Below are 14,471 nucleotides of genomic sequence, written 5' to 3' on the forward strand. Positions count from 1 at the left end.
GTTGTGTTCACGTTCATGAGGTGATCGAGAAGGCAGACCGGGAGGTTTTCCGCTGCAGTCTCTCCGGCCACGCCTCCGATCGGTGGCTGGAGGTTCCGGCCTGGATGTTTGATCGCGCGGTCTGCACCGCGTGGCGCATTGCCGCTGCCCCACATGTCGATCCCAGAACGCTTGGCGTCTTGGTGACACTGCTGCAGGACGCGACGGCCAATTCCCACACCCCATCGCAATTGGAGGATTCGGGCGCAGCATCGGGTCCTCACGACGCGAATCGGGGAGAGGTCCATGCCGCGCCAGCCTACGACATATCAGTTCGATCTGTTCTCCAACCCGCACGACGCGCAGACCGCGCAGATGCCACCATGGCAGGCGCTGCCGGAAGAGACGCGCCTGACGCTGACAAAGCTGATGGTGCGCCTGATCCTCGACCACGTCGACGGCGAGCGCACCGTTCCACTGGAGGAGGCGCGCCATGATGCATGAGAAGATCCGGCCCCATCATCTGGAGCGCAAGGCGATCCTTTATGTGCGGCAGTCCTCGGCCCATCAGGTTCTGCACAATCGTGAGAGCCGCGCCCTGCAGTATGCGATGCGCGATCGCCTGGTGGCACTCGGCTGGTCTTGCATCGAGACGGTCGATGACGATCTCGGCCGCTCTGCTGCTGGCGGTATCGCGCGAGCGGGCTTCGATCGGATGGTCGCCGCAGTCTGTCTCGGCAAGGTTGGGGCGGTTGCGGCGCGGGAGGTATCGCGCTTCGCCCGCAACAGCCGCGACTGGCAGCAGCTCATCGAGATGTGCCGCGTCGTCGATACCGTGCTGATCGACCAGGAGACGGTCTACGCACCGCGCCAGGGCAATGACCGGCTGCTGCTGGGATTGAAGGGCAGTCTCAACGAGTATGAGCTCGATCTTCTGCGTCAGCGCTCCCTGTCGGCCCGCTATGAGAAGGCCCGGCGCGGTGAACTCGTCGTCGCTGCCCCGGTCGGCTTTGTGAAGGTCGGCGACCGGCTGGAGAAGGATCCCGATCGTCGCATGCAGGAGGCCATCACCCTTGTGTTTGACAAGGTGGCGGAACTTGGCAGTGCCCGCCAGGCCCTGCTCTGGTTCCTCGAACATGGGCTGGATTTGCCTGCCAAGCGCAACAATGGCGATGTGGTCTGGCGCAGGCCAAGCTATGCGACCATCCACCGAATGATCGAGAACCCGATCTACGGCGGCGCCTACGCCTATGGTAAGACTCGTGCTGCGTCGGGATATGATGCAACAGCCATTCGCTCGCGCAGCCGCCGTAAGGCGCGTGATGAATGGCTGGCGCTGATCCCGGGTGCACACGAAGGCTACGTCGGCTGGGAAAGGGCGGAAGCGATCCGCAAGATGGTGAGCGACAACGTGCCCACGAGCCGGCATCACGGGGCGCCCAAGCATGGCGACGCTCTGCTCGCCGGCCTTGTCCGCTGCCGGCGCTGCGGCCGCAAGCTGACGGTCCGCTACACGGGAACCAAACACAACATTCCGCGCTATTCCTGCTGGCGTGGTCTGCTTGACAATGGCGAGCCGCGTTGCATCGCCTTGGGTGGACTACGCGTCGACGACGTCATCGAGGAAGCTCTTCTGTCGAGCCGGGAGCGATAGCCGCGGCCGTCGAGGCCGAAGCGCAAGCGGCCAGTCGCCGCGATCAGGTCCGCGATGCTCTGATGCGCGATCGCGAGGCGGCACGCTACAGCGCCGATCGGGCATTCCGGCAATACGACGCCATCGATCCGCAGAACCGGCGAGATTGATGAAGGGTCTCTGGCCGTCCAGCTTGGCTATGCGTTCCGCCGCCGCCTCAAAGTTCATGCGCAACGGGCGCTCCACAGTCACCTTGAGGAAGCCGAACTCTCGGTTCTCGAAGATACGCGAGACGACCCGCGTTTCGGTATCGCCGTTGATCCGCACGTCGGCCGTCTCGCCATCCTGGCCGTTGCCATAGATGCGGGTGAGTTCGCGGATCTGATCTTCGGTGATCTCATTGCGCTTGTTGTTGAGGCTCTTCGTCATCCGCTTGAAAAAGCGGGTGCCGTCGATCAGCTGCACCTTGCCGCGCCGCTCGGGGGCCTTGCGGTTGGTGACGAGCCAAACATAGGTGAATATGCCGGTATTGTAGAAAAGCTGGTCGGGCAGGCCACGATGGCGTCGAGCCAGTCGTTCTCGATGATCCAGCGGCGGATGTTCGATGGGCCGGACCCGGCGTCGCCCGAGAACAGCGGCGAGCCATTGAAGACTATGGCGATCTTGGAGCCGACGGCGTTTTCGTCCCCTTCCTTGTAGATATGCATCTTGGAGATCATGTGCTGCAGAAACAGCAGCGAGCCGTCATTGATCGCGGGCAGCCCGGCACCGAAGCGGCCGGAGAAGCCCAACTCCTTGTGCTCCTTTTCGACAACCTTTTGCTGGTCCTTCCATTCCACGCCAAAGGGCGGGTTGGCGAGCAGATAGTGGAACGCTCACCATTGTTGAAGCCGTCGCGCGTCTTGCCGTCGCCCAGCGTGTCGCCAAGCACGATGCTGCTGGTGTCCTCGTCCTTGATGAGCATGTCCGAGCAGCAGATCGCCCAGGACTCGTCATTGTACTCCTGCCCGAACAGGGCGAGTTCGGCGCGGTCATTCTGGCCGAGAAATGAACTTTTCGGATTCCGACAGCATTCCGCCAGTGCCGCAGGCCGGATCGTAGATCGTGCGGAAGATGCCCGGCGTATAGACATCCCGCTCGCCGGTGTAGACAAGGTTCGCCATCAGGCGGATGACCTCGCGCGGCGTGAAGTGGTCGCCAGCCTCTTCATTAGCCTGTTCGTTGAATCGCATCACGAGATGCTCGAACAGATACCCCATCTGCAAATTGTCGATGCGGTCGGGGTGCAGGTCTACATCGGCCATCGCCTTGACGATGGTGAAAAGCCGGTTGCTGGCGTCGAGCTTTTCGATCTGGTCGGCAAATTTGAAGCGCTCGAAGATAGTCCGCGCGGTGGAGGAAAATCCGTTGATGTAGGAAACGAGGTTGGGCGCGATGTTCTCGGGGTCGCCGAGCAGCCGCTGAAAGGTGAACGGGCTGGTATTGTAGAGCCTTGTTTCTTACGCTTCGGGTCCGCCGCCTTGCTGAGAAGGTTGTCCATCGCGCTTTCCGGCTTCTTCTGCGCGGTCAGCTTGGCGTGTTCCTTGAGCACAGCGTGTTTGGTCGGCTCCAGAACGCAATCCAGTCGGCGCAGCACGACGATCGGAAGCATGACCAGCCGATATTGCGGCGGTCGATAGGGGCCGCGAAGTCGGTTGGCAATTTCCCAGATGGTAGACTTCAAATTCTCGTGGGTTTGCAGGTTCATGTCAGCAGTCCGCCATAGCTATTTCTTCAACTTGGAATGCGAACACTCCCCGGAGGAGATAGAATCGACCGACTGCGTACAGTCAAGGAGCGACTTGTACGCCACACCGCGATGGATTGAGCCTTGGTGGACGATTGGACGGCTTGGGTTGGTAGACGATGACCAGCGCGGACAGACTGGCCTCTCACCCTCCCCACTGAACCTTGACCCGCCACAACCCCCGGGTCCTCCTGTTACGGCCACATCCCATAAAGCCAGACGTCGAATCCAGCCCTGCGGACCATCACGCTCACCTCGATCCTGGGATGCTCTGGAACCCAATCGGCCTCAAATCACTTGTTCCTGGTTAGATCTCGAAGGGAGAGCCCATTGTCCGCACCTGAGGAAATGGATGTCGTCCTCGAAAAGCTGCCTTTGAGGATCGGCGCCTACGTGCCCGACGATTTGCTGGAGGACTGGTTCGCGCCGGGAACGGGCATGAACCCGGTCAGCAAGGAAGCGTTGGCGGCCGCCAAGACCTACGGATGGCGCTTCGAATGCGAGTTCAAATACTACCCCGAACGGATGGAGGGCGTGTTCTGGAAGTGGGTGCCGGCGATCTGATCCGCGCAATTTGGATCGGCCCTTGGCGCTTCAGGGATCGAGGTTGCCGCGAGATCGCTTCCCCTGATCTTCTCAGCCGCCGCCTATCGGCGTCGTCACCTTTCCGGTTCCGCCGCAATCGGGGCAGGTGCGGCCGTCGATCATGCCTGTCCCGGCGCAGCGGCGACAGAAATTCTCGCCGGTGCCAGGAATGCCCGCCGGGACTTCGTCGGGATTGGCTTCGCCAAATTGCTCGGGTTTGCTTTGCAGTTGCTTTCTCAACCGGGCGACCGCGGCCTCGTCGACCTCAAGCGACGTGCTGCTGTCATCGGGCAGACCTTCGCCGGATTGGCCTATGGTTTCGTTGCGCGGCCGGTCGTTCGTGCCTGTCGTTATCTTTGATTTCTGAGCCATTGCAGTACTCTTTGCAAATTGCAGGTGCAGCTCTCAGCTCCTGCGGTTCGAACGCCTCAGCTCCGCAGAGGTTCCGGCTGGCAATCGTTCGCCGGCGGGTCGGACGGAAGTGGAAAACGGCACGAGATCGGCGAACTCATCGCTCAAGCGTCGGGGAATCCCTTCAATGGCGCCGGAGCCTTTGCGTCAGCGCTACGACAGCCGCTCCGACCGCACCTTCACATCGTCGCTCAGCTGCCGCACGATCCCGGCGGTCTTGCGGATATCGGCTTCGTCGAGAGCGACGCCCATGGTCGACGCGATCGCCAGGAGCTGGGCGTTCAGCTCGCCGTAGCGCGCGGCGCCTTTGCGCGTCAGCTGCACAAGCTTCGAGCGCCGGTGTTTTGGATTGTCGATGAATTCGACCAGCCCCTCGGCCGCAAGCTCATCCGCCAGCCGCTGCATGCGCTGACGGCTGGTGGGGCGCATCTGGGCGATCTGCGGCACGGTGAGCGGACCAAGCAGCGCCAGGCTTCGCATGAAGCCGAACGCACCGCCGCCCCAACTGGTGATGAGCCCTGTCTTCTGGCCGAGAGCCCGTATCCTGAAGAAGCACTGGGCCACTTCGAGCATCAGCTCGGTGATCGCCTCGGCCTTGCCGTCAGCGATGGGGTCCGTCCCCGTCGTTCGGTCAGTCCCGTGTCGTGCCGACGCCATCGCTTCAGTTCCTTTTGTCCGGGCCAATCTCTGCGATTGACACCTCGGTCAATTTTTAGAATGACACCTTAGTTGTCGTTTCTAGGCGGCTATGGGCTTCGTAGCCCTAGTCATCTGCGGGAGCAGACATGGCAATGGACCAGGCTGGGCAACCCGACAGCGGAACGGCAGGCGTCATCGCGAGACCGCCGCTGCTCTTTCTCGCTGCTTTCCTCATTGGCTTCGTCCTCGATCGCCTGCTGCGCTTGCCGTTCCCCAGGTATGGCCTGGTCACCTGGATCCTCGGCGGCTCGCTGATCGTGATCGGTTTTGCGCTTTTCGCCGCGGGCATTCGCAACTTCATGCGCGCGGAGACGCCGGTGCCGACGAATGAGCCGACGCGCGTGCTGGTGACGACCGGCATCCACGGCTGGACGCGCAATCCGATCTACCTCGGCATGTTTCTCATCTATGGCGGCATCGGCGTCGCCGCGCAGAATATTTGGATCCTTGTCCTGACGCTGCCGCTGGCAATCCTGATCCGCTACGGCGTCGTCGCCCGCGAGGAGGCCTATCTCGAGCGGCGTTTCGGCGATGCGTATCGCGACTACAGGCAACGCGTGAGGCGCTGGCTCTGAGCGTCGCAAAAAATGCCGACAGCGGCGTCAGGAAACAGCAACAAGATGACCGTTGCCAACATCCTTCAGGGCCAGTTTCGGCGGCTCTTCGCCGATTTTTCGAGTCGGGCTCGGGATCTCCTGGTCGAGACGCGCAAAACGCGGCCGGCGCCTTGCCGGATCGGGCACCGGCACGGCCTCGATCAAGCGCTTCGTGTAGGGGTGGCGCGGGTTCGAAAATACCTGATCGCGGGTGCCCATTTCGACGATCTGGCCGAGATACATGACGGCGACACGATCGGAAATGTTCTCGACCACCCCCATGTCGTGCGAGATGAACAGATAGGCGATGCCGAATTCGCGCTGCAGTTCCTTCAGCAGGTCGAGCACGCGGGCCTGCACTGACACGTCGAGCGCCGAAACGCTTTCGTCGGCGATGATGAGCTTGGGCCTGAGCGCCAGAGCGCGGGCGATGCAGATGCGCTGGCGCTGGCCGCCCGAGAATTCGTGCGGGTAGAGCTCCATCTGGTCGGCTGAGAGGCCGACGCGTTCGAACAATGCCGCTACAAGCTGGCTGCGCTCTTCCTTCGAGGCGATGCCATGGATCAACAGCGGCTCGGCAACGAGGTCGCCGACGCGCATGCGCGGGTCGAGCGAGGCGTAAGGATCCTGGAAAATCATCTGCACATCGCGGCGAACCGCCTTGCGCTGGTCACGGCCAAGGCCCGCCAGATTGCGTCCGCCGATCACGATATCGCCGTGGTAGGGCACAAGCCCGGCCAACGCCTTCGCGGTGGTCGACTTGCCGCAGCCGGACTCGCCGACCAGCGCCAGCGTCTCGTGCGGGGCGATCGAAAAGCTGATGCCTTCGACGGCGTGGACACGGCGGCTGACTTGGCCGAAGAAGCCACCGCGCAGGTCGAAGCGGACATGCAGATCGTTGACCACCGCCACGCTTCCGGGCATTTCCGCTTCGACGGATTTTTGTTCGGCGGATTTTTGGCGGCCGACGCCGGTACCAATGCGTGGCACGGCAGCGAGCAGCTCGCGCGTGTAGTCGGCTTGCGGGCGGGAAAAGATATCGGCGGCGGTTCCCTGCTCGACCATGCGGCCGTGCCGCATGATGACGACGCGATCGGCCATTTCGGCCACCACGCCCATGTCGTGGGTGATGAGGATGATGCTGGTGCCGTGTTCGCGCTGCAGATCGCGCAGCAGTTCCAGCACCTCGCCTTGCACGGTGACATCGAGCGCCGTCGTCGGCTCGTCGGCGATCAGCACATCCGGTTTCAGCGCCAGCGCCATGGCGATCATCACGCGCTGGCGCATGCCGCCGGACAGTTCGTGCGGAAACTGTTTTAGCCGGCTTTCGGCTTCCGGGATGCGCACGGCCTTCAGCGCCTCGATGGCGCGCCGGCGCGCCTCGGCGCGGGACAGGTCGGTATGGGCCTCGATGGACTCGACCAGCTGCCGGCCGATCGACAGCACCGGATTGAGCGATGTCATCGGCTCCTGGAAGATCATCGCGATGCGGTCGCCGCGAATGCGGCGCATCCGGCGCTCATCGAGTGCCGCCAGATCAATGTAGCGCCGGTCCATATCGCCCCGATCTCTGTCATGAAGCCGGATCGTGCCGGATTCTATCCGGGCGGCTGGCCACGGCAGCAACTGCATGATCGCCAGCGCGGTCATCGATTTGCCGGAACCGGATTCACCGGCAATGCAAAGCGTCTCGCCGCGCGCAAGCGTCAGCGATAGGTCTGATACCACCGGCCGCTCGCCGTCTTCGCCACGCACGCTGACGGTAAGGCCGGAGATCTCCAGCACCGCTCCGGCCGCGGCCGAAACGGCCGGGGCATAAACCCCGGTCCGCTTGTCGCCTCCGCCTTTGCTCATTCGAAGACGCAGCGCGGGAAGTAGAACGACACCACCCAGTTCGGCATGTCGACGATCTCGCTGATCCGGAGATCGCCGCAGACCGAAACCAGCATGTAGGCCTCGACCGGGTCCATTGCGTAGCGGCCGGCAAGCAGGTCGATCATCTGCGAGACCGCTTCCCTGGCGCCGGTCATCAGGTCCGGTCCGATGCCGGTCGTCACCTCATAGCCCTTGGCGTCGAGATGGCGCGTCACTGGACCAGGCGTCGTGAAGCGGGGTGTCTTCAGCCGCGCATTTTTAACCAGGTCGAGCTTGAGCACGACATCCATCGGGCTTTCGATCGCCGTGCCGCACGCTTCGCCGTCGCCCTGCGCGGCATGCGTATCGCCGACCGAAAACAGCGCACCGGCCACCTCCACCGGCAGATAGAGCGTGGTACCCGCCGCGAGATCGCGGATGTCGAGATTGCCGCCGACGCGCCTTGGCGGCACGACCGAGTGGAGACCCATTTCGGCCGGCGCGTTGCCAATGGTGCCGGCAAACGGTTTCAGCGGCACGCGAGCTTGTCTGCCAAACAGCGCCGGCTCGAGCGAGGCGGCGTCGTATTTCCAGATGTTGAGCGCCGGTTCCGGAAAGTCGTCGGCGAGCAGGCCAAACCCCGGAATGTTCGCCGTCCAACCGAAGCCCGACGGCTTGAACGCCTCGATCGTCACCTTCAGTGCATCGCCCGGCTCGGCACCTTCGACATAGATGGGCCCGGTGACGGGGTTCACCTTGGCGAAGTCGAGCAAAGCGACGTCGGCAACGGTGCTGTCGGCCTGAAGCTGGCCACCCGACGAATCGAGGCACTGGAACTCGATCGTCGAACCGGGCGCCACCCGCTCAGTCGGGACAAAGGAATTGTCCCAGCCGAAATGGTGATGGCGCCCGTGGATGGTGTAGTCGCAGTTATTGCACATCGGTCACATACACATAGTCGTAGTTGATCGGGATATGGACGGGGTCGACATAGAGATTGTCGGCGCCGCCCATCCGGGGCGATTTCATGGTGAAGCGCTGCTCGTTGAAGACCGGCACCCAGGGCGCGTCTTCCATGATCTTGCGGTAGATCGCGCTCCACATCTTGGCACGTTCGCCTGATTTGGCCGGATCGACGATCGAGTCGGCCTCCGCCGCCTTGGCGTCGAGATCCTTGTTGCAGTACCACGACCAGTTCCAGCCGCCAGGAACCGCGCCGGCGCAGCCGAGGATCGGCCCGTAGAAGTTCGACGGATCGGGGAAATCGGCGATCCAGGCCATGCCGCCGGACCAGATCATCGGCGCGCCGGCCTTGTCGCCGCCGGCCGCGATGACATTGGCTTGCGCCAGCGACTGGATGCTGGCCTTGATGCCGACTGCCGCCAGGTCCTGCTGGATCGCCTGGGCGATGCGCGGGTTGGGATCGGTGTTCATGGCGAACAGCTGCGTGTCGAAACCATCGGGATGACCGGCCTCGGCAAGCAAAGCCTTGGCCTTGGCCACGTCATAGGGATAGCCCTTGAATTCCTTGTCGTAGCCGGGCATCGACGGCGGCAGCGGCTGGTTGGCCGGCACCGCGCGGTTGTTGATCAGCTGGACGATACGGTCCTTGTTGATCGCCATGTTGACCGCTTGCCGCACCTTCACATTGTCGAAGGGCGCCATGGTGGTGTTCATGGTGATGTAGCCGGTGTGCAATTGGCCGCCCTCGACGACACGGGCCTTCTGCTCGGGATCGGCCATCACCTCCTGGAACTTGGCCGGCGGAATAACGTCGCCGAGCACGTCGATCTCGCCCTTCTGCAGCCGCAGCAGGGCGACGATCGGCTCCTGCCCGATCTCGAAGGTGACCTTGTCGAGATGCGGCAGGCCCTTGTGCCAATAATCCGGGTTGCGCTCGAAGACGACGCGCTGGCCGAGCGTCCATTCGGCGAACTTGAAAGCCCCGGTGCCGACCGGATGCTTGCCAAAATCCGCGCCGTATTTCTCGACCTCCTCCTTCGGCACGACATGCGAGAAGTTGATGGCCATAACATGCAGGAAGGTGGCGTCGGGCCGGGTCAGTTCGAACTTGATGGTGTAGGGGTCGACGACGGTGACGCCCGCCAGGCTTTCCGCCTTGCCTGCAGCGACATCCTCATGGCCCTTGATCGAGCCGAAGAAGCCGGCGCCCGGGCTCTGTGTCTTCGGATTGGTGACGCGATCAAGCGAATATTTCACGTCTTCGGCGGTCATCTCGCGGCCATTGTGGAACTTCACCCCTTGGCGCAGCTTGAAGGTGAAGGTCTTGCCGTCGGGCGCGATCTCGTAACTCTCGGCGAGGTCTGGGCGCAGGTTGGTGGTGCCCGGCTCGTAGTCCATCAGCCCGTCGAACAGGCTCTTGATCATCGACCAGTTCTGCCAGTCATAGCCGATGGCCGGATCGAGCGTGGCGACGTCGTCCTTGTAGGTGATGGTGATCGCGCCGCCCTGCTTGGCGTTCGGATCGACGGCGTCTTCGGCGCGTACGCTTGTCATGCCGAGCATCAGCGCGAGCGCCGATACCGTAACGGTGGAGGTCAAGAATTTCTTCATCTCATGTTCCCTTTCTCTGGTTTTTATCGGTCTCTTTTTGGTTTCATCTGAGCTTGATGCGCGGGTCGATGAACGGTGCGACAGTGTCGGCCAGGAGATTGCCGAGCACGATGGCGAAGGCCGAAACCAGGGTGACGCCCATGATGATCGGGATGTCGACGCGCTGGATGGCCTGCCAGGCAAGCTGGCCGATGCCGGGCCAGCCGAACACGCTTTCGACCACCACGATGCCGCCCATGAAGATGCCGATGTCGATGCCGATCATGGCGATGACCGGCAGGATGGCGTTGGGCAGTGCGTGGCGGAAGATGATGGCGCCGCGCGCAAGGCCCTTGGCGCGGGCGGTCCGAATATAGTCCTGACGCAGCACGTCGATCATCGACGAGCGCATCATGCGAGCGTACCAGCCGGCGCCGAGGATCCCCATGGTCAGCGAGGGCAGCACCAAATGGCGCCAGGTGCCGTAGCCGCCGATCGGAAACCAGCCGAGTCGCACGGCGAACACATAGAGGAGCAGCAGGCCGACGACGAATTGCGGCGCCGAGACGCCGACGAAGGACGCCACCATCAGTGTCTGGTCGGTGGCGGTGCCGCGCCTGACGGCGGCAAGCAGGCCCATCGTCAGGCCGATCGCCAGCTCGCAAAGGATGGCGCCGACCATCAGCAGCAGGCTTGCCGGCAGCCGCGAGACGATGAGCTCAGTGACCTCGGAACGCTGGATGTAGGAGCGTCCGAGATCGCCGCTGAGCAGGCTGGTCAGATAGTGCCAGTACTGGATGAAGAAGGGCTGATCGAGGCCGAGCTGCCGGCGGATGTTCTCGACCGTCTCGGGCGTGGCGCTGCGGCCGGCGATCTGGCGGACGGGGTCGGCGGGCAGCAGGTAGAGCAGCGCAAAGGTGATCAGCGAGACGCCGAGCAGGATGAGCAGCGATTGAATGACGCGGCGGCCGAGATAGGCGATCATGCCCGGCCCCTTTGCGTCGGATCGAGGATGTCGCGCAGCGCATCGCCGATGAGGTTGAAGGCCAGCGCCAGCGCCAGGATCGCCGCACCCGGAAAGAAGACCAGCCAGGGCGCTGCCTGGAAATAGGTCTGGTTCTCGAAGATGATGTTGCCCCAGGATGCGGTCGGCGGCTGCACGCCGATGCCGAGATAACTGAGCGTTGCTTCGAGCAGCACGGTGGTCGAGATGCCGAGCGTGCCCCAGACGATGATCGTCGGCAGCAGATGCGGCAGGATATGGCGAAACAGGATGCGTGATGCGCTGGCCCCGATCGTACGCTCGGCGTCGATGAACTCGCGCTCGGCGAGCGAGCTGGTCTCGGTGTAGATGACCCGCGCGGTCTGCACCCAGTTCACCAGTGCGATCACCATGGCGACGATCCACAGGCTCGGCTGGAGCACCGCCGCCAGGCAGATGGCGAGCAGCAGCGCCGGAAAGGCCATCATCAGATCGGTGAAGCGCATCAGCGCGCTGCCGATCCAGCCGCGGAAATAACCCGCGGTAACGCCGACCAGCGTGCCGATCAGAAGCGCCACGCCGTTGGCGACGATGCCGATGATCAGCGAGGTGCGCGCGCCGAAAAGGATGCGGGTCAGCAGATCGCGGCCGAGCAGATCCGTGCCCAGCCAGAAGCTGGCGTTCGGCGGCAAGGGCGCGCCTTCAAGCGTCAGCCCGTCGAACATCTGCTCGTTCGGATCGTAGCCCGTCAGCCACGGCGCCAGGATGGCGCCAGCCAAGACGACGGCAACGATCACCAGGCCGATCAATGCCAGAGGACGCTTGACCAGGCGCCGCCAGACGCCGGCGCGCGGCCTGGCCGGCATGCGCCCGGTTGCCGGAAGGTCAGGCGCGATGGGATTGGTCATCGCCGCCTTCTTCTTCCGTCATCGCCACGATCCTGCGCGCGGCCTCCTCGACGCTGATCTGCCAGCTCATCGCCAGCGACCGGAGCTGCGCATAGGCGCGGCCGTCCTCGGCGCCTTTCGACAAGGCCTCCACCGCGCGCACGATGGTCTGGCGCTCCGCGACGCGCAGGCGAAGCGACGATATCTCGTTTGCCAAAAGCTTGCGCGCCTCGAAACTCTGCCGCGCGATCAGAAGGGCGCTGTAGACGCCGGCATTGCCGACCGGCTTCAGCAACTGGGCGTCGGCCTTGTGCGACAGCGCCCACTCGATGCGGCCCGGCGCTTCGGAGCCGATCAGCGCCACCAGCGGCATCGGCGCCTCACCCGGCGCCCATGGGAATTGTTCATCGAAGCCGAGATCGGCATCGAAGAAGACGAAATCCGCCGCCAGCGCCTCGGCCGGCAGTTCCGGCCAGCAGCCGACCGTCTCGAGGCCGATGGCCGACAATTGCCGCGTGATCGCCTGCACCGTCGGATGCGGACGATGCAGGACAAAGGCCCTGGCGCCGCCGAGATTCGGGATGCGCGGGACCTTGCTCACGACACCACCCTCAGGCGTGGGCGGCCGAACGTCTCGGTCCGGTCATAGCGGGACAGATAGGGATCAGGCGCCACTCCCTTGGTCAGCGTGACGGTCTTGAATGCGGTCCCCTCGATGCGCCCGATCTGCACCGGCAAGGTGGCGTGCTGGGTTTGCGGGTCGATGGAGATGTCGCCGAGCGGGGTTCGAAACGAGGTTCCGGCAAAGGCCTGGGGAAGGTCCGGCCATTGTGCGCCGGGATTGCGGGCGAGGATCTCGGCAAGCGTCCGCACCGAGGCGTAGGCCGCCGCCTCGAAGGACGAGGCAGGCATGATGGAGGGCGCCGAATCGCCCTGGCGATCCGCTGCCGAGATATCGTGAAAGTACGGCCCGACGGAAAGGTGGCCATTGCCCGCCTCGTTGAGCGCCGGCAACTCGCATTCGGTCAGATTGCAGGACAGGATCGGGCAGCGCTCCGGCCTGAAATGCGGGTCGCGTTCGGCAAGTTCGGCATAGGCCGCGATGAAGGCATAGGACGAGGAGCCGATCAGGTTGTTCAGGACGAAATCCGGCCGGGTGGCCTGGATCTCGGCGATCAGCCTGGAGACATCGACCTCGCCGAGCGGCAGATAGCGCTCGCCCAAAACCTTGCCGCCGGCGTCGGCGATCAGGTCGCGGGCGACACGGTTGGTCTCCCAGCCCCAGATATAGTTCGAGCCGAGCAGGAAGCCGTTGGCGCCGAAGCGCGGCACGACATAGGCCAGCAGCGGGACGAGGTGCTGGTTTGGGCAAGCGTGCATGTAGACGACATGCTCGTTCGCTTCGAAGCCCTCATAGGGGCAGGCGTACCAGAGCGTGCCGCCGGCGCGCTCGAGGATCGGAATGACCTCCTTGCGGCTCCATGACGTGATGCAGCCAATGATGTGGCGCGCGCCGCTGTTGCCGAGAATGTCGGCGCAGCCCGTCGCGTAGCCGTCGATGTTGCCTTGCGGGTCGCGCTCCACCGGAACGAATTCGATCGGGATGGCGGGATCGGCATTGATGTCGGCGATGGCCGTCATCGCACCCGAACGGCAGGATTCGGACAGCAGGCGGTAGTTGCCCGACCGCGAATAAAGGATGCCGATCTCGATACGCCGTCCCAAGCAAATCCCCAAAAATAACAATGCCCCGCAGCCGCCGCCGCGGAAGGCGAGGCATACGAGGCATTTTTGCCGCCCGGCGGTCGGAGCCGGTATTTTCCCCATTAGCGTATTCGGTACGGCGGGTCAGTCAAGCGGGAAAAGCGAGGGCCGGGAAAGTGACCGCGTTGCATCTGGTTGCGCGAAGGGCCTCGCCGAGAATTCGTCCTATCCGGAATGGCGTGTCCCGCCTGCGCGACGCACCTGCGCTAACGAGCGGGTCTTGCCTTGAATATTACTTCGGCGGCTGGCTGGAGCCACAGCTAGGTTACGCTTTCAGCCTCGCCCCGTCAGGATCGAAGAACGCGCCACGACCGCGCGTGTCGGTGCGCCATCGATGTCGATGCTGAGCACCGTGCCGATCCGCGTGAATGGCAGCCGCAGATGCGCGGTCGCCAGCACCTTGCCCGAGGAATGGCCGTGGTCGCTGTAGGTGACGACGCCGACATCCTCGCCGGCTTCACGGTGACATTGGTGACCCTGATCGACGCCTCGGCGACGGCCGGCGCAGGTTACCTGTGCGTGCGTTACATACCTTGGCGATTGGCGGAAACGCCTATCGCTTCGTCATCCTGGGCGGAGCAAGGAGCGAAGCGACGCGGCGCAGACCCTGGGATTTATCCCGTGACATCAGCCGAAGAATGCAGCGGACCGGGATAAATGCTGATCTGTAGTGATCCTTCGCGCCCCCCTCTGTCCTGCCGGACATCTCCCCCCACTTGGGGCAGGGGAATCGCGTTTGAGT

The 14,471-nt window shown here is 63.5% G+C and carries 15 protein-coding genes and 2 pseudogenes; 4 read left to right on the forward strand and 13 right to left on the reverse strand.

Annotation, left to right across the window (positions count from 1 at the left end; translation table 11 throughout):
• The first annotated feature begins 285 nt into the window (after positions 1-285).
• On the forward strand, positions 286-483 hold the full coding sequence (locus NMG80_RS34240; RefSeq protein WP_123151217.1) for a hypothetical protein: 198 nt from the start codon (positions 286-288) through the stop codon (positions 481-483).
• Complete coding sequence (locus tag NMG80_RS34245; protein ID WP_254022229.1) at positions 473-1,633, forward strand: recombinase family protein; 1,161 nt, start codon at positions 473-475, stop codon at positions 1,631-1,633. Before NMG80_RS34240 ends, NMG80_RS34245 begins: the two co-directional genes overlap by 11 nt.
• Here NMG80_RS34245 and NMG80_RS37600 read toward each other — a convergent pair.
• The 3 genes and pseudogenes from NMG80_RS37600 to NMG80_RS37605 all read right to left on the reverse strand — a co-directional run bounded on the left by NMG80_RS37600 (position 1,580) and on the right by NMG80_RS37605 (position 3,359).
• Positions 1,580-2,451, reverse strand: a pseudogene (locus NMG80_RS37600) (HsdM family class I SAM-dependent methyltransferase). The gene NMG80_RS34245 and the pseudogene NMG80_RS37600 overlap by 54 nt on opposite strands.
• A gap of 192 nt (positions 2,452-2,643) precedes the next feature.
• A complete protein-coding gene (locus tag NMG80_RS34260) occupies positions 2,644-2,916 on the reverse strand; it encodes an HsdM family class I SAM-dependent methyltransferase (protein ID WP_367186055.1) in 273 nt (90 codons plus the stop codon).
• Complete coding sequence (locus tag NMG80_RS37605; RefSeq protein WP_436798747.1) at positions 2,904-3,359, reverse strand: type I restriction-modification system subunit M N-terminal domain-containing protein; 456 nt, start codon at positions 3,357-3,359, stop codon at positions 2,904-2,906. The genes NMG80_RS34260 and NMG80_RS37605 overlap by 13 nt, the downstream gene beginning before the upstream one ends.
• Positions 3,360-3,728: 369 nt before the next feature.
• Here NMG80_RS37605 and NMG80_RS34270 point away from each other — a divergent pair, with 369 nt between their 5' ends.
• Complete coding sequence (locus tag NMG80_RS34270; protein ID WP_254022233.1) at positions 3,729-3,962, forward strand: hypothetical protein; 234 nt, start codon at positions 3,729-3,731, stop codon at positions 3,960-3,962.
• Between the two features lie 72 nt (positions 3,963-4,034).
• Here the strand turns inward: NMG80_RS34270 and NMG80_RS34275 are convergent, their stop codons facing one another.
• The gene (locus tag NMG80_RS34275; protein WP_254022253.1) at positions 4,035-4,355 is read right to left on the reverse strand and encodes a hypothetical protein; all 321 of its coding nucleotides are present in this window, start codon (positions 4,353-4,355) and stop codon (positions 4,035-4,037) included.
• A gap of 192 nt (positions 4,356-4,547) precedes the next feature.
• Positions 4,548-5,051 carry a MarR family winged helix-turn-helix transcriptional regulator gene (locus tag NMG80_RS34280; protein ID WP_254022234.1) on the reverse strand — a complete coding sequence of 168 codons (504 nt, stop codon included), beginning with the start codon at positions 5,049-5,051 and terminating at the stop codon, positions 4,548-4,550.
• Positions 5,052-5,179: 128 nt separating this feature from the next.
• Between NMG80_RS34280 and NMG80_RS34285 the strand changes: the two genes are divergently transcribed.
• Positions 5,180-5,668 carry a methyltransferase family protein gene (locus tag NMG80_RS34285; RefSeq protein WP_254022235.1) on the forward strand — a complete coding sequence of 163 codons (489 nt, stop codon included), beginning with the start codon at positions 5,180-5,182 and terminating at the stop codon, positions 5,666-5,668.
• Positions 5,669-5,695: 27 nt separating this feature from the next.
• Here the strand turns inward: NMG80_RS34285 and NMG80_RS34290 are convergent, their stop codons facing one another.
• The 8 genes and pseudogenes from NMG80_RS34290 to NMG80_RS34325 all read right to left on the reverse strand — a co-directional run.
• Positions 5,696-7,543 (reverse strand): ABC transporter ATP-binding protein, encoded by a 1,848-nt coding sequence (locus tag NMG80_RS34290; RefSeq protein ID WP_254022236.1) that lies wholly within the window; start codon positions 7,541-7,543, stop codon positions 5,696-5,698.
• Complete coding sequence (locus NMG80_RS34295; RefSeq protein ID WP_254022237.1) at positions 7,540-8,484, reverse strand: acetamidase/formamidase family protein; 945 nt, start codon at positions 8,482-8,484, stop codon at positions 7,540-7,542. Before NMG80_RS34295 ends, NMG80_RS34290 begins: the two co-directional genes overlap by 4 nt.
• Positions 8,474-10,069 carry an ABC transporter substrate-binding protein gene (locus NMG80_RS34300; protein WP_436798749.1) on the reverse strand — a complete coding sequence of 532 codons (1,596 nt, stop codon included), beginning with the start codon at positions 10,067-10,069 and terminating at the stop codon, positions 8,474-8,476. Before NMG80_RS34300 ends, NMG80_RS34295 begins: the two co-directional genes overlap by 11 nt.
• 91 nt (positions 10,070-10,160) lie before the next feature.
• On the reverse strand, positions 10,161-11,081 hold the full coding sequence (locus NMG80_RS34305; protein ID WP_254022239.1) for an ABC transporter permease: 921 nt from the start codon (positions 11,079-11,081) through the stop codon (positions 10,161-10,163).
• A complete protein-coding gene (locus NMG80_RS34310; RefSeq protein WP_436798748.1) occupies positions 11,078-11,986 on the reverse strand; it encodes an ABC transporter permease in 909 nt (302 codons plus the stop codon). Before NMG80_RS34310 ends, NMG80_RS34305 begins: the two co-directional genes overlap by 4 nt.
• Positions 11,964-12,566, reverse strand: a complete 603-nt coding sequence (locus NMG80_RS34315; protein ID WP_254022240.1) for an ANTAR domain-containing response regulator — start codon at positions 12,564-12,566, stop codon at positions 11,964-11,966. The genes NMG80_RS34310 and NMG80_RS34315 overlap by 23 nt, the downstream gene beginning before the upstream one ends.
• Positions 12,563-13,690 (reverse strand): transporter substrate-binding protein, encoded by a 1,128-nt coding sequence (locus NMG80_RS34320; RefSeq protein WP_254022241.1) that lies wholly within the window; start codon positions 13,688-13,690, stop codon positions 12,563-12,565. The genes NMG80_RS34315 and NMG80_RS34320 overlap by 4 nt, the downstream gene beginning before the upstream one ends.
• A 312-nt stretch (positions 13,691-14,002) precedes the next feature.
• Positions 14,003-14,155, reverse strand: a pseudogene (locus tag NMG80_RS34325) (hypothetical protein); the annotation flags it as partial.
• Positions 14,156-14,471: the final 316 nt, after the last annotated feature.

It is taken from the genome of Mesorhizobium escarrei (assembly GCF_935825525.1).
Taxonomy (GTDB): domain Bacteria; phylum Pseudomonadota; class Alphaproteobacteria; order Rhizobiales; family Rhizobiaceae; genus Mesorhizobium; species Mesorhizobium escarrei.

What these genes read in the sequence shown, in the direction of transcription:
- NMG80_RS37605 (WP_436798747.1), bottom strand. Translation starts at nt 3,359, where the DNA reads ATGAACCTGCAAACCCACGAGAATTTGAAGTCTACCATCTGGGAAATT.
- NMG80_RS34260 (WP_367186055.1), bottom strand. Translation starts at nt 2,916, where the DNA reads ATGGCCGATGTAGACCTGCACCCCGACCGCATCGACAATTTGCAGATG.
- NMG80_RS34295 (WP_254022237.1), bottom strand. Translation starts at nt 8,484, where the DNA reads ATGTGCAATAACTGCGACTACACCATCCACGGGCGCCATCACCATTTC.
- NMG80_RS34310 (WP_436798748.1), bottom strand. Translation starts at nt 11,986, where the DNA reads ATGACCAATCCCATCGCGCCTGACCTTCCGGCAACCGGGCGCATGCCG.
- NMG80_RS34305 (WP_254022239.1), bottom strand. Translation starts at nt 11,081, where the DNA reads ATGATCGCCTATCTCGGCCGCCGCGTCATTCAATCGCTGCTCATCCTG.
- NMG80_RS34285 (WP_254022235.1), top strand. Translation starts at nt 5,180, where the DNA reads ATGGCAATGGACCAGGCTGGGCAACCCGACAGCGGAACGGCAGGCGTC.
- NMG80_RS34280 (WP_254022234.1), bottom strand. Translation starts at nt 5,051, where the DNA reads ATGGCGTCGGCACGACACGGGACTGACCGAACGACGGGGACGGACCCC.
- NMG80_RS34275 (WP_254022253.1), bottom strand. Translation starts at nt 4,355, where the DNA reads ATGGCTCAGAAATCAAAGATAACGACAGGCACGAACGACCGGCCGCGC.
- NMG80_RS34290 (WP_254022236.1), bottom strand. Translation starts at nt 7,543, where the DNA reads ATGAGCAAAGGCGGAGGCGACAAGCGGACCGGGGTTTATGCCCCGGCC.
- NMG80_RS34245 (WP_254022229.1), top strand. Translation starts at nt 473, where the DNA reads ATGATGCATGAGAAGATCCGGCCCCATCATCTGGAGCGCAAGGCGATC.
- NMG80_RS34240 (WP_123151217.1), top strand. Translation starts at nt 286, where the DNA reads ATGCCGCGCCAGCCTACGACATATCAGTTCGATCTGTTCTCCAACCCG.
- NMG80_RS34300 (WP_436798749.1), bottom strand. Translation starts at nt 10,069, where the DNA reads ATGCTCGGCATGACAAGCGTACGCGCCGAAGACGCCGTCGATCCGAAC.